Source organism: Shimia sp. MIT1388 (assembly GCF_047124445.1).
Lineage (GTDB): Bacteria > Pseudomonadota > Alphaproteobacteria > Rhodobacterales > Rhodobacteraceae > Shimia.
Genome location: NZ_CP138921.1, coordinates 1,243,734 through 1,260,422, shown reverse-complemented (window position 1 = coordinate 1,260,422; position 16,689 = coordinate 1,243,734). Strand labels below are relative to the sequence as shown.

The 16,689-nt window shown below is 57.2% G+C and carries 14 protein-coding genes; 6 read left to right on the top strand and 8 right to left on the bottom strand.

The window, feature by feature from the left end:
* Window positions 1-80: 80 nt before the first annotated feature.
* On the bottom strand, window positions 81-560 hold the full coding sequence (gene soxR, locus SIB92_RS06130; RefSeq protein WP_412554968.1) for a redox-sensitive transcriptional activator SoxR: 480 nt from the start codon (window positions 558-560) through the stop codon (window positions 81-83).
* A 99-nt stretch (window positions 561-659) separates the two neighbouring features.
* On the opposite strand from soxR, the gene SIB92_RS06125 reads away from it, so the two are divergent.
* Window positions 660-1,034, top strand: a complete 375-nt coding sequence (locus SIB92_RS06125) for a VOC family protein (RefSeq protein ID WP_412554967.1) — start codon at window positions 660-662, stop codon at window positions 1,032-1,034.
* Complete coding sequence (locus tag SIB92_RS06120) at window positions 1,027-2,061, top strand: DMT family transporter (RefSeq protein ID WP_412554966.1); 1,035 nt, start codon at window positions 1,027-1,029, stop codon at window positions 2,059-2,061. Before SIB92_RS06125 ends, SIB92_RS06120 begins: the two co-directional genes overlap by 8 nt.
* On the opposite strand, the gene SIB92_RS06115 is transcribed toward SIB92_RS06120, so the two are convergent.
* Window positions 2,011-2,358 carry an MmcQ/YjbR family DNA-binding protein gene (locus tag SIB92_RS06115; protein WP_412554965.1) on the bottom strand — a complete coding sequence of 116 codons (348 nt, stop codon included), beginning with the start codon at window positions 2,356-2,358 and terminating at the stop codon, window positions 2,011-2,013. The two genes, SIB92_RS06120 and SIB92_RS06115, sit on opposite strands and share 51 nt — an antisense overlap.
* 223 nt (window positions 2,359-2,581) lie before the next feature.
* Between SIB92_RS06115 and cysS the strand changes: the two genes are divergently transcribed.
* The 3 genes from cysS (at window position 2,582) to SIB92_RS06100 (ending at window position 6,533) form a co-directional block, all read left to right on the top strand.
* Window positions 2,582-3,997 carry a cysteine--tRNA ligase gene (gene cysS / locus SIB92_RS06110; RefSeq protein WP_412554964.1) on the top strand — a complete coding sequence of 472 codons (1,416 nt, stop codon included), beginning with the start codon at window positions 2,582-2,584 and terminating at the stop codon, window positions 3,995-3,997.
* Window positions 3,998-4,082: 85 nt separating this feature from the next.
* Complete coding sequence (cimA, locus tag SIB92_RS06105) at window positions 4,083-5,714, top strand: citramalate synthase (RefSeq protein ID WP_412554963.1); 1,632 nt, start codon at window positions 4,083-4,085, stop codon at window positions 5,712-5,714.
* Between the two features lie 45 nt (window positions 5,715-5,759).
* Entirely contained in the window at window positions 5,760-6,533 is a 774-nt protein-coding gene (locus SIB92_RS06100; protein ID WP_412554962.1) for a squalene/phytoene synthase family protein, read from the top strand.
* 16 nt (window positions 6,534-6,549) lie between these two features.
* Here the strand turns inward: SIB92_RS06100 and SIB92_RS06095 are convergent, their stop codons facing one another.
* Window positions 6,550-7,779, bottom strand: a complete 1,230-nt coding sequence (locus SIB92_RS06095; protein ID WP_412554961.1) for an MFS transporter — start codon at window positions 7,777-7,779, stop codon at window positions 6,550-6,552.
* 64 nt (window positions 7,780-7,843) lie between these two features.
* Here SIB92_RS06095 and SIB92_RS06090 point away from each other — a divergent pair, with 64 nt between their 5' ends.
* The gene (locus tag SIB92_RS06090) at window positions 7,844-8,503 is read left to right on the top strand and encodes a DNA-3-methyladenine glycosylase family protein (protein ID WP_412554960.1); all 660 of its coding nucleotides are present in this window, start codon (window positions 7,844-7,846) and stop codon (window positions 8,501-8,503) included.
* Window positions 8,504-8,559: 56 nt separating this feature from the next.
* Here SIB92_RS06090 and SIB92_RS06085 read toward each other — a convergent pair whose 3' ends face one another.
* The 5 genes from SIB92_RS06085 to SIB92_RS06065 form a co-directional block, all read right to left on the bottom strand.
* Window positions 8,560-10,275, bottom strand: coding sequence for a calcium-binding protein (locus tag SIB92_RS06085; RefSeq protein ID WP_412554959.1), 1,716 nt, complete (start codon window positions 10,273-10,275; stop codon window positions 8,560-8,562).
* 387 nt (window positions 10,276-10,662) lie between these two features.
* Window positions 10,663-12,369: a M10 family metallopeptidase C-terminal domain-containing protein gene (locus SIB92_RS06080; RefSeq protein WP_412554958.1), complete on the bottom strand. Its 1,707-nt coding sequence runs from the start codon at window positions 12,367-12,369 to the stop codon at window positions 10,663-10,665.
* Window positions 12,370-12,738: 369 nt separating this feature from the next.
* Entirely contained in the window at window positions 12,739-14,451 is a 1,713-nt protein-coding gene (locus SIB92_RS06075; RefSeq protein ID WP_412554957.1) for a calcium-binding protein, read from the bottom strand.
* A 404-nt stretch (window positions 14,452-14,855) separates the two neighbouring features.
* Window positions 14,856-16,262: a type I glutamate--ammonia ligase gene (gene glnA / locus SIB92_RS06070; RefSeq protein ID WP_412554956.1), complete on the bottom strand. Its 1,407-nt coding sequence runs from the start codon at window positions 16,260-16,262 to the stop codon at window positions 14,856-14,858.
* 39 nt (window positions 16,263-16,301) lie between these two features.
* Window positions 16,302-16,640: a P-II family nitrogen regulator gene (locus SIB92_RS06065; protein ID WP_164642114.1), complete on the bottom strand. Its 339-nt coding sequence runs from the start codon at window positions 16,638-16,640 to the stop codon at window positions 16,302-16,304.
* Window positions 16,641-16,689: the final 49 nt, after the last annotated feature.

Genomic DNA, 16,689 nt, shown 5'->3' with positions numbered 1-16,689 from the left:
GGCGGTGCGCGGCACCACCTGCTTTTGGAGCAGCGTGTTGCGACGCTCGCGGGACGATAGATGCAAGAAGAACATTGAAGTTACAGGTCTGACGGGGTGTCGCCCATCAGATAGCGCGGGCCGGTGCCGCGGGTGCGGGCGCGGTCATCGGGGTTGTAGAGTTTGCAGTTGGACAGGCTGAGGCACCCACAGCCGATACAGCCGTCGAGTTGGTCACGCAGTTTGGTCATTTGTGCAATGCGGGTGTCGAGGTCTTTGCGGAAGCGCTCCGAGATGGCTTGCCAGTCAGCTTTGGTGGGGGTGCGGTTGGAGGGGAGGCTGTTTAACGCCTCCCGGATCTCGGCAATCGAAAACCCCAAGGATTGGGAAATCATCACAAAAGACAGGCGGCGGATGTCGGCGCGTTCATAGCGGCGTTGACCGGTGTCCGTGCGATGCGGATGCACAATGCCTTCCTCTTCGTAATATCGGATGGCGGAGGGCGCGAGACCGGTACGCTCGGCGATAAATCCGATAGTCAAGCCAGTGGGGCGCAGACGAAGTTTTTGTTTTGGTTTCATTAGGTGTCTGTTTTTATTCAAAAAGAAGTTCTTGTGATGAAGTTAACTTGAAGAATTAGTCTTAGTCCATCGAGAAATTCAGAGGAAGGACCTAGAGCAATGAAACTGGAACATGTGAACCTGACTGTGCGCGACCCAAAGACCACGGCGGCAATCCTGTGCGAGCTGTTTGACTGGCAGGTCCGCTGGGAAGGGGACTCGATTTACGACGGCTACACCGTGCATGTGGGGGACACGGAGAGCTATCTCGCGCTTTATGCGCCGCCCATCGACATTCAGAACGCGGAGACGAGCTACTACCGCAATGGCGGACTGAACCATATCGGCATTGTGGTGGCGAATCTGGACATGGTGGAAGCGCGGGTGAAGGCGGCGGGCTATGTGCCCAAAAGCCACGCGGATTATGAGCCGGGCAAACGGTTCTACTTCGATGGACCGGAAGATATCGAGTATGAGGTGATCAGCTATGCCTGAGTTGCAGAAAGCCGGACCGATTGGCTTGTTGATTTGGTGTGGCACCTTGCTGGGCGTGGGGTTCCCGCTCAGCAAGCTGTCCGCGGCGGCGGGGGTGCCGCCCATGGTCTGGGCGCTTTTGGTGTCCGTTGGGACCTGTACGGCGCTGTTTCCTTTTGTGGCGTTGCGCGGGCAGCTGCGCCTGCCGCGAGGACAGTTGCTGCGCTATGTGTTGGTGACCGGATTGGTGACCTCTGCCGGGATCAACGTGATGATCTTTGGCTTGGTGCCTAAGTTGGGCGCGGGGCAGGTGGGCATGATGTTTGCCTTGTCACCGGTGGCGACTTTGGCGGTGTCTTCCCTGTTTGGCTTAAAAACGCCATCGCGGTTGGGCCTTTTTGGCATTGGCTTTGGTCTGGTAGGCGCCTTGATGGTGGCTTTTGGCCGGGGCGGTGTGCATGGCACGTTGATCTGGTCTTTGGTGGGGCTGACCATTCCGCTGATCCTGGCGGCGGGGAATGTCTATCGCACATTGGATTGGCCGGAAGGTGAACACCCAATTGCTTTGGCGTTCTGGAGCCAGATGGTGGCGATTGTGACGCTGGTTGTGGTGATGGTTGCGCGCGGCGACGGGATTGCTCTGCATAGCGTGGCGGAGGTGCCCTGGGCTGCGGCGGCGCAGATGGTGGCTGCGGCGCTGACCATTCCGGCGTTTTTCCAGCTACAACGCGTTGGCGGGCCGGTGATGTTGAGCCAGATTGGTTATGTGGCGGCGGCAGTGGGGTTGATTGTTGGTGTCGCGCTGCTCGGGGAGCGGTATGGGCCGGTGAGTTGGCTCGGAGCTGCGATCACAAGCCTTGGCATTGCGCTGACCATTCTGGCGCAGACGGGCCGGGCGGTTCAGTTGCCAAAAGCGCTGCCGCTGGGCCGTATGACGCGGGCGCGGATGTGGTCGGGTGAGTGTGAAAGTGAAGTGCGCGTCCCGAAACAAGCGACCTTACTCGCCGCGCGGCGGCAGGCTGTTCTGAAGCTTCTTCGTCAGGCCTGAGCGCACAATATCGTAGGACACTCCCAGACGGTGGCGCAGTTCTTCTGCGTCGCCGTCAAGCGGCATGTGGATCCAGCTGCGGTGAAAATAAGGGGCTTTGATGCCCACACCGGCGTTAATCAGCATCTGTGCGGTTTCAATACTGTCCGTTTTCACGGACACACCGGTTTGTGAAGCACCAATACAGGCAAACATTTTGCCGCCCACTTTCCAGGCGTCATGTTCTCCACTGGATGGGTCGGACAGTTCGGCGCCAGGGAAGGCGGCGCAGATGGTGTTGATAGTGTCGCGGCTCATGTCGGCACAGTGCGTCACTGTGGCGAATTGGTCAATTCAGAGATGTCAGGCTTGACCGCCGTTTGCGCCGCGCATAGGGTCGCCGCCATGAACACTGTACGCACCATTATTATTTGCTGCTGCATTACCTGCTGACATCGTCAGGCGGGCCGTTCTTCTATTTCAAACATGTTTGAGAATTGGTAAGCCCGCCACGGACCAACCGTGTGCCGAGGAGCCACTTATGACTGAGATCAAGCTGCACAACACGCTGAAACGCCGCAAAGAGGTGTTTGAGCCGATCGATCCTGGAAATGTGCGGATGTATGTCTGTGGGCCAACCGTTTATGATCGCGCGCATATTGGCAACGCGCGGCCTGTGGTGGTGTTCGATGTGCTCTACCGTCTGCTGCGCGAGGTCTATGGCGCGGAAAAGGTGACCTATGTGCGCAACTTCACCGACGTGGATGACAAGATCAACGCACGGGCGGCGGAGAGCGGGCGCGAGATTGGGGACATTACCGCGGAAACCACACAGTGGTATCTCGATGACATGGGCGCGCTGGGGGCGATGGAGCCCAATCATATGCCGCGCGCCACGCAGTATATCGGTGAGATGATCACCATGATCGAGAAGCTGATTGCGGATGGCTTTGCCTATGCGCACGACGGTCACGTGCTGTTCCGGGTGCGCAAGTATGACGACTACGGCAAGCTCTCGGGCCGGTCTGTGGATGACATGATTGCCGGCGCGCGTGTCGAGGTGGCGAGCTACAAAGAAGATCCGATGGATTTTGTGCTGTGGAAGCCATCTGATGCGAACATTCCGGGCTGGGACAGCCCTTGGGGGCGGGGACGCCCAGGCTGGCATATTGAATGCTCGGCGATGTCTTACGAGCTGCTGGGCGCGCATTTTGACATCCACGGGGGCGGCAACGATTTGATGTTCCCGCACCACGAAAACGAGATTGCACAGAGCTGCTGCGCAAATGGCGGTCAGCACATGGCGAACTACTGGCTGCACAATGAAATGCTGCAGGTGGAAGGCAAGAAGATGTCCAAGTCTTTGGGCAACTTTTTCACCGTGCGCGATCTGCTGGATGGGCATGACGGCAATCCGGGGGTGCCGGGCGAGGTGATCCGCTTTGTCTTCCTGAGCACGCATTACGGCAAGCCGATGGACTGGACCGCGAAGAAGGCGGCTGAAGCTGAGGTTACGCTGCGCAAATGGCGAGGTCTGGTGGAAGGATCAGAGCCGATTGGCGTGGATCAGCAGGTGCTGGACGCGGTGGCGGATGATTTGAACACTGCCGGGGCGTTGGCGCGGTTGCATGCGATGGCCAAGGAGATTGCCGGCAATCCGCAGAAGGATTGCTTCTATGAGAAAGGGGTTTTCCTGGGGTCGGCGCAGTTGCTGGGGCTGTTGACGGATGAGTTGGCGGACTGGGTGCAAGCCGGGGATGTGGATCTGGGCGCCTTGGTCGACAAGCTATCGGCGTTGCGGGCTGCGGCCATGGAAAGCAAGGATTTTGCACCGGTTGATGCGCTGAAGTCAGCTTTGCTTGAGGCTGGTGTCGAAGTCCGCATGAGCAAAGCGGGTGTGGAGCTGTCTCCAGCGGCGGGCTTTGATGAGAGTAAACTGGCAGGACTGCTGGACTAAGACAAACAGGCGTGCGCAGGAAAGCGCGCGCCTTTTTCGTGTGGGCGATCCGGCCTGCATTTGAGACACAGCGGAAGGCCAAGCTATGCGCAAGGAACGCCTCTATCTCTACGACACCACGCTGCGGGACGGGCAGCAGACACAGGGTGTGCAGTTTTCCACCGGCGAAAAGGCGCAGATTGCGGCGACCTTGGATGCGATGGGCATCGACTATATTGAAGGCGGCTGGCCCGGTGCAAACCCAACCGACAGCGCGTTTTTTGAGACCAAGCCAAAGCTCACCGCAACATTCACAGCCTTTGGCATGACCAAGCGCGCGGGCATGTCGGCGGAAAACGATGATGTCTTGGCGGCCGTGATGAATGCAGGCACGGAGGCGGTGTGTCTGGTGGGCAAGACACATGATTTCCACGTCACCACGGCGCTTGGCATCACCTTGGAAGAGAACACCGACAACATCGCGAAGTCTGTGGCCTACATGGTGGCGCAGGGGCGTGAGGCTCTGTTTGACGCGGAGCATTTCTTTGATGGCTACAAGGCCAATCCGGCCTATGCGCTTGAGGCGGTAAAATCGGCCTACGCGGCAGGGGCGCGGTGGGTTGTGTTGTGTGACACCAATGGCGGGGCCTTGCCGCGCGAAGTTTATGAGATCACCAAGGCGGTGATCGCGGCGGGTATTCCCGGCGATCATCTTGGCATTCACACGCACAATGACACGGAACATGCGGTGGCGAACTCTTTGGCAGCCGTGGATGCCGGGGCGCGGCAGGTGCAGGGCACGCTGAATGGTCTGGGTGAGCGCTGTGGCAATGCGAACCTGACAACGCTGATCCCGACGCTGCTTTTGAAAGAGCCTTATGCCAGCACGCTGGACATTGGGGTGAGCCTTGAGACGCTGGAAGGGCTGACCCGGGCGAGCCGGATGTTGGATGACATATTGAACCGCGTGCCGATGCGGCAGGCGGCCTATGTGGGGGCCAGTGCCTTTGCCCATAAGGCGGGGCTGCACGCCAGTGCGATCCTCAAAGATCCAAGTACTTATGAGCATGTGGACCCGTCGGTGGTGGGCAATGAGCGGGTCATTCCGATGTCCAACCAAGCCGGGCAGAGCAATCTGCGCAAACGTTTGGCGGATGCGGGGCTGGAGGTCGAGAAGGGCAATCCGGCGCTTGGCGACATTCTCAACAGGATTAAGGACGCTGAGGACAAAGGCTATTCTTACGACAGCGCGCAGGCGAGTTTTGAATTGCTGGCGCGGGATGCTTTGGGTCTGAGCGAACGCTTCTTTGATGTGGAACGCTATCGGGTGATTTCCGAACGTCGGCGCAATGCGCGTGGGCATCTGGTGGTGGAAAGCGAAGCTGTGGTGACTGTGCAGCTTCCCAATGGCGATAAGACCACCAGCTATTTCAAGAACGATCATGCAGATGAGATGAGCGATGAAGGGCCGGTGAACGCTTTGTGGCAAGCGCTCAAGTCCGATTTGGGTCCCTACCAGAGTGTGATAGATGACGTGCGGCTGGTCGACTTTAAGGTGCGGATCACGAATGGCGGCACCGAGGCCGTCACGCGGGTTATCATAGACTTTGAAGACGACAAAGGCCGTCGCTGGGCCACGGTGGGCGTGTCGGCCAACATAGTGGATGCGAGCTTTGAGGCGTTGTTGGACGCGCTGAACTGGAAGCTGGTGCACGATGGTGCGCGGGTGGTCCATTAATCAGCGTGAACCGTAGTTCGTGAAACGTAACTTTGAGGGCGAGACGTGAGCCAGCAAGACCTGAATGCCTGTGCCGAGTTGGTGCAGCGTGGTGATCCGGATCGGTTTGCCGCCGTGCTGGCGGCGAAACCTGCGGCGCGGGACAAGCTGCTGCCGATTTATGCGTTTAACGTCGAAGTGGCGCGGGCGCCCTGGGTGACGCAGGAAACCATGATTGCCGAGATGCGCCTGCAATGGTGGCGCGATGCGCTGGATGAAATCCGCGAAGGCAAGCCTGTGCGGCGGCATGAAGTCGTAACGCCTTTGGCGGGTGTATTGAGCGTTGAGGATGCAGAGGTTCTGGACCGTCTGATCGAGGCGCGGCGGTGGGACATTTACAAAGATCCGTTTGAGGACCTGGCGCATCAGACGCGGTATTTGCAGGACACCGGCGGAGCGCTGCTTCTGGCGGCGGCGCGTAGTCTTGGGCCGTGCGACGAAGATATTGCCCTGGATGCGGGCTATGCGCTGGCGCTGGCGAATTGGTTGATGGCGATCCCGGCGCTAGAGGCACAGAAACGGGTGCCGTTGGTTGATGGGCGACCGGCGGCTGTGCGGGAGTTGGCGCAGTATGGATTGGCGCGGCTTGCCTCGGCGCGGGCCAAACGATCACAGGTGTCACGGGCGGCGTCGCAGGCCTTCCTGAGCTGCTGGCAGGTGGACACGGTGTTGTCTCAAGCGGCAGCGGAGCCAGAGCGCGTGGCGCAAGGCGCGCTTGGCATGAGTGAGTTTGGCAAGCGTGTTGGCTTGCTGTGGCGCGGCATGAGCGGGCGCTGGTAAACGCCCGTCAGTTTGCTTAGGCGGCTTTTTCGTCAGCAGGGCGGAACATCAGCCAGATGAGTGCGCCACCGGCCAGCATCAGGAACGGCGCCATGGCGAGGTTCACGCTGGTCCAACCGGTTACCGCATCGCCGCCAGAGCAGTTCATCAGACCACCAGAGGCCAGTGAGGCCACAGTCACACCACCAAACACGATCACGTCGTTCATGCCTTGCATGCGACCGCGTTCTTCGACGGTGTGGGCACCGGCAAGCATGGTGGTGGCGCCGATGAAGCCGAAGTTCCAGCCAAGGCCCAGCAGGATCAGGGCGACGAAGAAGTTCTCCAGCTCGACGCCTTGCAGAGCCACACCGCCAGCAGCTGCGAGGATCAAGATTCCCAACGCGAGGATCTTCTCAACGCCAAATTTGGCGATCAGGTGGCCGGTGAAGAAGGACGGAACAAACATGGCCAGCACGTGGGCGGTGACCACATCGGCAGCGTCATTCTGTTCAAAGCCACAGCCGACAACCGCCAATGGGGTGGAGGTCATCACCAGGTTCATCAAAGCGTAAGCCACCATGGCGCAGATCACCGACACAGCGATGCGCGGGCTGGTGATCAACTCCCAACGGGTTCGGCCTTTGGGGGCGTCTGCTGAGGGCGCAGGGGGCTTGGGAATGTCGATGAACAGGAACAGCAAGGAGCCGATCACGTTGATACCAATCACGGCAAGGTACGCACCCAGAAACGGAACCACCATTGTGTCGGAGGTAACTTTTACAAGCTGTGGGCCGATGATCGCGGAAAGCAGGCCGCCAGCCATAACGTAAGAGATCGCTTTGGGGCGGAACGCCTCGGAGGCCGTGTCGGCGGCAGCAAAGCGGAAGAAGCCTTGCGCGGACATGTAGACACCGGTCAGGAGCGAGCCAAACAGGAAGACCGGGAAGCTGTTGAGAAAGAGACCATAAGCGCCAATTGCGCCGCCCAGAGCGCCGCCCATGGCACCAACCACAAAGCCTGCGCGACGGCCGTATTTCTGCATGATCGACGACAGTGGTGTTGCCGACAGCATTGAGCCCAATACGATCAGGGAAATTGGCAGTGTGGCGAAACACACATTGGAGGCCAGAGATTGCCCTGCGAGGCCGCCGATGGTGAAGATCAATGGCATCTGCGAGCCCAGGAATGCCTGCGCCAGAACCAGAATAAACACGTTGCGCTTGGCGCGGTTGTCATCAGCGGGGAGGGTCATGGTATCACTCATGCGCCAAGCGTTAGCTTGTTAACGAGCGGAGGTCCAGTGCTTGGAACCTCACCATCGCGCGACTATGGTGGCGGCAATCAGGGAGGCGCGTGTGGACGTAGGGCGGATCATCAAAACAGACGACTGTGTGGCGGAGGGCGCAGATTGGCTTGCGGCGCGAGATGCGCGTTTTGCGCAGGCTTTGGAGCTGACCGGCCCCTTGCCGTTGCGGCTGCGTCCTGACGGGTTCGACCAGTTGCTCAGTGCGATTGTCAGCCAACAGGTGAGTGTGGCCTCGGCTGCGGCGATCTGGCAGCGGATGCAAAACGCGAGGCTGGTGTCGCCGGAGGCTATTGTGGCGGCGTCCGAGGAGGATTTGCGCGGGGCAGGGCTCAGCCGGCAAAAAATGCGCTATGCGCGAGCTTTGGCGGAGGAAGGCATTGATTTTGAGGCTTTGAGAACGGCCCCCAATGAGGAAGTGTTCAAGACCCTGACCAAGGTCAGTGGCATCGGGATCTGGACGGCGGAAATCTACGCGATGTTTTCGCTGGGACGGGCCGATGTGTTCGCGCCGGGTGATCTGGCGCTGCAGGAAAGCGCACGGATGCTGTTTGATCTGGACGAGCGCCCCAAAGAGCGCGCTTTGCGCCAGATGGCGGAAGATTGGTCACCCTGGCGATCCGTGGCGGCGCGGCTGTTGTGGGCCTACTATCGGGTAGATAAGGGGCGGGAGGGCGTCCGCTAGGCGCCTTTTGACGATGAGGCGCTGGCCTTTGCAGAGCCAGCGCCAATTGTTTTGTTTTACAGGATGAAATCTTCCACTCCGAGGCCGGTTGTGCCGCTGAGGTCGATGCGCATGTCGGCACCGCCCAGTCCGTCGAGATCAATGAAGATCTGCGTGCTGCTGCCGATTTCGGTGGTGCGGACACTGGGCGCACCGCCATAAGAAAAGGTGCTCAGCAGGTTGATGTCCTGGATGCCGAGGGGCGAGAGGTCCAGCCGGTCTTCAGTGACGTCAAAATCGAAGATCCGGTCGTGGCTGCCAATCTTGCTGTCTCCTTGCAAGCGGAACAGGAAGACGTCTCCGCCGTTGCCGCCAGCCATCATGTCCTGACCGGTGCCGCCAATCAGCAGATCGTCGCCGTTGCCGCCTTGCAATGTGTCGGCGCCTTGATTGCCCAGCAACGTGTCTGCGCCATTGCCGCCAGTAACAAGGTCGTTGCCCAAACTGCCTTGCACAACATCGTCGCCATTGCCGCCGATGCCTTCATCATTGCCGGTGCCCAGCGAGATGCGGTCATTGCCGTCGTCGCCGTTCACGCTGTCGTTGCCGGTGCCACCCATAAGCGTGTCTGCCCCGCCGCCGCCGGCGATGGTGTCGTTGCCACCGCGACCGCCAAGCCGGTTGTTGCCGTCGTTGCCGAACAATTCATTGCCGAGACTGTTGCCAAATCCGTTGATGTCATCGCTGCCAAGCAAAACCAGATTTTCAATGTTCGGAGCAAGCGTGTAGCTGCTGGCGGCACTATAGACGAGGTCGGTGCCGTCGTTGAGGTACTCAAAAATATTCACGGTGCTCTGGTCGATGAAAAAGACATCATTGCCTGATTCACCAAAGATGGTGTTGGTGATGGTGCCTCCGCGTGTGTCCAGGACGTCGTCGCCAGCGCCCAAGTAGACTTCCCCCTGTATCAGCCCGGAATTGACGATCCTGTCATTGGCGACGTTGAGCGTGACATCCCCAATAATGTCGCCTGTGTTGACGATGTCCATTTCGCTGTTCAGTGAATAGATGGCGGAACTGCCTGCAGAGATCGTTCCGGCGTTTAGAATTTTCGCGGTTGTGTTGCTTCCGCTGACTGCAACTCCATATCCGTTACCCGCAATTGTGCCCGTGTTTTGCAGGTCAAATTCAACACTCGTTTCATTGGCGGAATAGGAGTAGATGGCTGTGGCGGATGATGTCACCGTCCCCGAGTTCAAGAACTCGGTGAAGGATGTTTCGCGGGCGCGAATGTAGACCCCCATGCTGCCTGCATCAATGTGTCCGCTGTTTCTGATGTTGGCAATGCCGTCAATGTCCAGAGACACAGCGTGCTGAGCGGAGATTGTGCCTGTATTTGTGAGGTTTAGGACTGCGTTTGCAGATGTCTGATTCACATGAATGCCATACCACGTGGCTGATATGCTGCCGTGGTTGATGATCATTGAGCGATCCGAGACGTCCATCATCAAGCCGTGTGAATTGTTCGACCCTGTAGAGGAGACCGATCCTGAAGCCCCGATTAGCACGTTGAATTCTGCGCCGTCGAAGTCAAGGATACGGGCGTTGCCAATTGCCACGTTGTTGATCACCCCGTAGACAGACATGCTGCCAATTTCAGAGCCGGAATTTGTTGCGGTAACGCTGGTGCCTGTCGAAGTCTGGAGAAAGCCACTCTGCGTGACGGTGAGGAATTCGCTTCCCGTGAGGCTAGGGGAGAAAGTGGCATAATCGTAAACGATGACGGAAGTCATGGCTGGCTCCTTTTATATGCGTTTGACAAAGGTTTGGTTTTGAAATGCGAAGGGGCGCCGCTATCAATTGCGCGCGGTGAAAGGTGTTTGGATTGTGTGCGACAGGCGGATTTTACCGCCGCGGAGTGGAACGGGGCTGCTCTTGAACTGTGTTGGAGCTTTTGGCCCTTCAGTGGAGCAAAACATACAACTTGGCCGAATCTACTTGTCTACAACTTTTGAGTGTTGTGACGTCGAGAGGCATTGAATATCCCCAATTGTAGGTAAAATGGTGTTTTGCTTGTCACAAGAGCCAATTCTGGCAACAAGTGCGGCGTGTGCAGCAGAGGCCGGGGGGCAAAGCAAGGCGCTCCGACCTCGGAAGGGCGGAGCGCCAATTGTTTCGTTTTACAGGATGAAATCTTCCACTCCGAGGCCGGTTGTGCCGCTGAGGTCGATGCGCATGTCGGCACCGCCCAGCCCGTCGAGATCAATGAAGATTTGCGTGCTGCCCCCGACTTCGGTGGTGCGGACACTGGGCGCACCGCCGTGAGAAAATGTGCTGAGCAGGTTGACGTCCTGGATGCCGAGGGGCGAGAGGTCCAGCCGGTCTTCGGTGACGTCAAAATCGTAGATCCGGTCATGGCTGCCAATCTTGCTGTCGCCTTGCGAGCGGAACAAGAAGACATCGGCACCGGCGCCGCCGGCCATCATGTCCTGACCGTTGCCGCCAATCAGCAAGTCGTCGCCGTTGCCGCCGCGCAGACTGTCATTGCCCTGATTGCCCAATAAAGTGTCCGCGCCATTGCCGCCAGTCACCAAATCGTTGCCCCACATACCCTGTACAAAATCATCGCCGTTGCCGCCGTTGCCTTCGTCATTGCCGATGCCCAGAGAAATGCGGTCGTTGCCGTCTTCGCCGTTCACGCTGTCGTTGCCGGTGCCGCCCAAAAGCGTGTCCGCGCCGCCGCCGCCAGCGATGGTGTCGTTGCCACCACGGCCGCCAATCCGGTTGTTGCCGTCGTTGCCGGTGAGCGTATTGGCCATGCTGTTGCCAAACCCGTTGATGTCGTCGCTGTCGAGAAGCGTCAGGTTTTCAAAGTTCGCAGTCAACACATGGCTGCTTGCCAGACTGTAGACATAATCGGTGCCGCCATTCAGGCCTTCAGACAGGTAGGGCATGGGGCTATCAATGATATAGACATCGTTGCCTGTTCCGCCGCTTACCAATCCTGTGATTGTGCCGCCGCGCGTGTCCACGCGGTCATGGCCGTCGCCCATAAATATGTTGCCCTGGATCAGGCCGGTATTTGTGATTTTGTCATCGCCACCCCCAAGTGTGAGGTCCCCGACAATTTCACCGGAGTTCTCGATAACGTCTCTGCCACCTTCGCCCCAAATTGCGAACCCCTGGGTGACGATCCTGCCAGCGTTGATGATTGAACCAGTGTATTGAGTGCCTGACAGTTGAATGCCTCTGTTCTCGGCCGCAATGGTGCCGGTGTTCATTAAGTGAAAATGGACGTGTGCGTTTGCAAATGCGTCAAAGTAAATCGCTTGAGATGTGGATTGGATAGTGCCGGTATTGGCGATTTGTGTCAGTGATCCGGTTTCGGCAATTATGCGGAATGCATTACTCGTTGCGTTGATCAAGCCGTCGTTCCGTGTATAGGCGCCGCCATGCACGGATTGAAAAATCCCGATGTCCCCGGTAATGGTACCTGTGTTCACCACAAATTGGGAGGCGCCACTGCCTTGTGACAGAGACAGAGCATTTCCGTCGGCTGAGATTGTCCCGTGATTTGTGATGTTGGAGGTTTCTTCAACGTTTAGGGCCAGGCCGATGCCATTTGTCCCAACAGCGGCCAAGGTCCCGGTTTCCCCCACAAAGACATTAAACTCGTCGCCGGAAAAATTGAGAATGCGGCCGGTGTTGTTGCCGTGGTTTAGGATCGTCCCGAACACGGAAAGATTGCCCGTGCCAAAGGTGTTTGTTGCCGTGATGGTGGTGCCGGAATAGGAGTTGATAAAGCCATTTTGGGTAACAACAACATCTTCGTTGTCTGAAAGCGTGTGAGAGCTGATGTCGTAAGCGTCAATAACTGCGTAAGGCATAGGTGGTTCCTGTCAATTTTGGGTGGTGTCGGGCGGCGACGTACAATTTTGCCATCCGATGGTCGGGTGAATTGGAGTGGCGACTATCTGAAAAAATTGAATTGGGCTGGAGAAAGCGAGCCCTGTGGGCGGTGGTTTTTGTGTGAGTGTCAGCGTAAATAATGCAACTTGAGAGAATCTATTTTGACTTTATCACAAATCAAATTCACCTTTTCAATTCTGAGATGTCTCTCAAAGTGGGCGCCGCGTCTTTGACAAGGGGGCTACAAGCTTTGATTGATTGAATGACGGGTGGCGTTCGCGGGCCAGCACGCCCCACGAAGGCGAACAGGCCCCGCCCATGACAGGGCGGAGCGAGACTTGTCAGATTTAAAAGATAAAGTCTTCGACCCCGAGGCCGGTTGTGCCGCTGAGATCGATGCGCATGTCGGCACCGCCCAGTCCGTCGAGATCAATGAAGATCTGCGTGCTGCTGCCGATTTCGGTGGTGCGGACACTGGGCGCACCGCCATAAGAAAATGTGCTCAGCAAGTTGATGTCCTGGATACCGAGGGGCGAAAGGTCCAGTCGGTCTTCGGTGACGTCAAAGTCGAAGATCCGGTCGTGGCTGCCAATCCTGCTGTCTCCTTGCAAGCGGAACAGGAAGACGTCTCCGCCGTTGCCGCCAGCCATCATGTCCTGACCGGTGCCGCCAATCAGCAGATCGTCGCCGTTGCCGCCTTGCAATGTGTCGGCGCCTTGATTGCCCAGCAACGTGTCTGCGCCATTGCCGCCAGTGACAAGGTCGTTGCCCAAACTGCCTTGCACAACATCGTCGCCATTGCCGCCGATGCCTTCATCATTGCCGGTGCCCAGCGAGATGCGGTCATTGCCGTCGTCGCCGTTCACGCTGTCGTTGCCGGTGCCCCCCATAAGCGTGTCTGCCCCGCCGCCGCCGTAAAGGGTGTCGTTGCCGCCACGGCCGCCAATGCGGTTGTTGCCGTCGTTGCCGTTCAGCTGGTTGCCAAGCTCGTTGCCAAAGCCGTTGATGTCATCGGCACCGTCCAAAACGAGGTGTTCGAAATTGCGCTGAAGCGTGTGGTTGACCAAACTCCGAACCACATCGGTCCCAACAGACGAGAACTCAACTATCCGTACGCCTTGCTGGTCAATATAGTAGGTGTCATTCCCGGAGCCTCCGTATACGGTTCCAGTGACTGTGCCGTGTCGCAAGTCGACAACGTCATTGCCGGCGCCCATCGAAACGCTCCCCTGAATTAGTCCGGAGTTGACCAGTGTGTCATTTCCAGTGCCAAGAGTGACTGTCCCGTGGATGTTGCCTGCGTTTTCAATCTGATGACTGTTGGAACCCGGGCTATAAATTGCATACCAGTCCCCAAAAATTTCGCCGGAGTTGAGGAGCTTTACCCGGTTGTCGTCCCCCCCAAAGCGGAGAGCCATTCCGTGTGCGGAAATTGTGCCGGAATTCAGGATGTCTACATCGGGAGCGCTCGTGGAGGTGGACGAAAAATAAAGGCCATCACCCTTTGAGTAGATTTCGCCCGAGTTGGTCAGGTCCAAAAACGTGGAGCTGGAGGTGGAAATATCAATCGCTCTATAGGTCGCGTGGACGGTGCCTGTGTTGTGGATGTAGGCAAAACGCGTGAGGGCGATATCCATGCCTGATGCACCAAATATTTGCCCGGAGTTGTAGATGTGCTGAATTGCGGAAGAGCCGCTTTGTGTGATGTCTATCGCTGCACCTGTCACGGAAATGACGCCGTGATTCACAATCCGAGAGGATCCCGTGATGTCAAATTGGAAGGCGGAAGAACTGTTTCCCGTACTGGACAACGTGCCAGTTTGACCGATGAAAACATTGAAGTTTTGGCCGTCGAATTCCAGAATGTCGCCATAGAATGAGGAGTTGTTGGTCACCGTGCCCAAGACTTGAAGTTGCCCCAGCTCTCCATTTGTTTGAGTTACGGAAATGGAGGTGCCGGAGAGAGTCTGAAGAAACCCATCCTGTGTGATTGTCATGGTGTCTGAGCCAAACATGGCTTGCGGCAAAGTTGTGTAGCTATCAATGAGGAGAAATGCCATGGCAGTGATCCTTATGCTGAGGTGTCTGCTCAAACGGGGGCCAAACGTGGATATCTACGAAAGGGGGCATGACGGAGCAGGCGCGGACTAAATGAAGTTTTTGGTACGTTTCAGTTGGGGTTTACAGGCCGGGAAATACGGGCCGTTTGGAGTTCAAAATGGATTTCAGTTTTTGCGCAATCACGATGAAAATTGACGCGAGCACGCCTGTGCAGCCTACTCAAAAAAAGAAGTCTGCATATCCCTTATTTTGGCGAGTTTTGGCAGGAACCCGAAAAGCTTTTTGAAGAAAGGGGCTTAGAGTACGTTTTATACTGCGTCATCAGGTGATCGCACAAAGCTTGTTCCACAAACAAAAAAGGGCGCTCCGGAGAGCGCCCTTTGGTGTGTGATCCAACCCGGATTTAGCAGCTGTAGTACATGCCAAACTCAACTGGGTGTGGGGTGTGTTCGTAGTGCTCAACTTCGCCCATCTTCAGCTCGATGTAGCCTTCGATCTGGTCTTTGGTGAACACGTCGCCAGCCAGCAGGAAGTCGTGATCCGCTTCCAGGCTTTCCAGAGCTTCGCGCAGGGAGCCACATACGGTTGGGATGCCAGCCAGTTCTTCAGCAGGCAGATCGTAGAGGTTTTTGTCCATGGCTTCGCCTGGATCGATCTTGTTCTTGATGCCGTCAAGGCCAGCCATCAGCAGGGCTGCGAAGCAGAGGTATGGGTTCGCGGATGGATCCGGGAAACGAGCCTCAACGCGCTTGGCTTTTGGGCTTTCGGTCCAAGGAATACGAACACAGCCGGAGCGGTTGCGTGCGGAGTAAGCGCGCAGAACTGGTGCTTCAAAACCCGGGATCAGACGCTTGTAGGAGTTGGTCGATGGGTTGGTGAAGGCGTTCAGGGTCTTCGCGTGCTTCAGGATGCCGCCGATGAAGTACAGAGCTTCGTCGGACAGGTCGGCATATTTGTCGCCCGCAAACAGTGGCTTGCCGTCTTTCCAGATGGACATGTTCACGTGCATGCCGGTGCCGTTGTCGCCGTAGATCGGCTTTGGCATGAAGGTGGCGGATTTGCCGTAAGACGCGGCCACGTTGTGAATGATGTACTTGTACTTCTGCAGCTCGTCAGCCTGCTTGGTGAGCGTGTCAAAGATCAGGCCCAGCTCGTGCTGACAGGACGCCACTTCGTGGTGGTGCTTGTCTGTTTTCATGCCCAGACGCTTCATGGTGGAGAGCATCTCGGAGCGCAGGTCATGGCTGTCGTCGGTTGGGTTCACCGGGAAGTAGCCGCCTTTGACGCCAGGGCGGTGGCCCATGTTGCCCATTTCGTATTCGGTGTCGGTGTTCCAGGAACCGTCGATTGCGTCAACTTCGTAGGACACTTTGTTGATTTTGTTCTCGAAACGAACGTCGTCAAACAGGAAGAATTCTGCTTCCGGACCCATGTAAGCCACGTCACCGATGCCGGAGGACTTCAGGTAAGCTTCTGCTTTTTCGGCGGTGCCGCGTGGGTCACGCTCATAGGCTTCGCCGGTGTCTGGCTCAACGATGGAGCAGTGCAGACAGATGGTTTTTTCGGCATAGAACGGATCAACGTAAGCAGAGGTGGTGTCTGCGATCAGTTTCATGTCGGAGTTTTCGATGGATTTCCAGCCTTCGATGGAGGACCCGTCAAACATGAATCCTTCTTCGAGGAAGTCTTCGTCTACGAGATCCACGTCCACGGTCACGTGCTGCAGCTTGCCGCGGGTATCGGTGAAACGGATGTCGACATAGGCCGCATCTTCGTCTTTGATCAGCTGGAGAACTGCGTCTGCGCTCATTCCCTTAGTCCTTCTGATTGCTTTGAATTCTGGTTAAACTTACAGCGCGTCCGGGCCGGATTCACCGGTACGGATGCGGATGGCTTGCTCCACTGGGGAGACAAAGATCTTGCCGTCGCCGATTTTGTCGGTTTTGGCAGCGCCCACGATAGCCTCAATCGCGCCGTCAACCTGATCGGCCTCAAGCACAACTTCGATTTTCACTTTAGGCAAGAAGTCCACAACGTATTCCGCACCGCGATACAGCTCCGTGTGGCCTTTCTGACGGCCGAAACCTTTGACTTCGACAACGCTCAGACCCTGGATGCCAAAATCCTGCAGGGCTTCTTTGACTTCATCAAGTTTGAACGGCTTGATGATGGCTTCGATCTTTTTCATGTGGAGGCTCCTCCTCAGGTGCGTTCTTGAAACCTGACAGACCACTTTC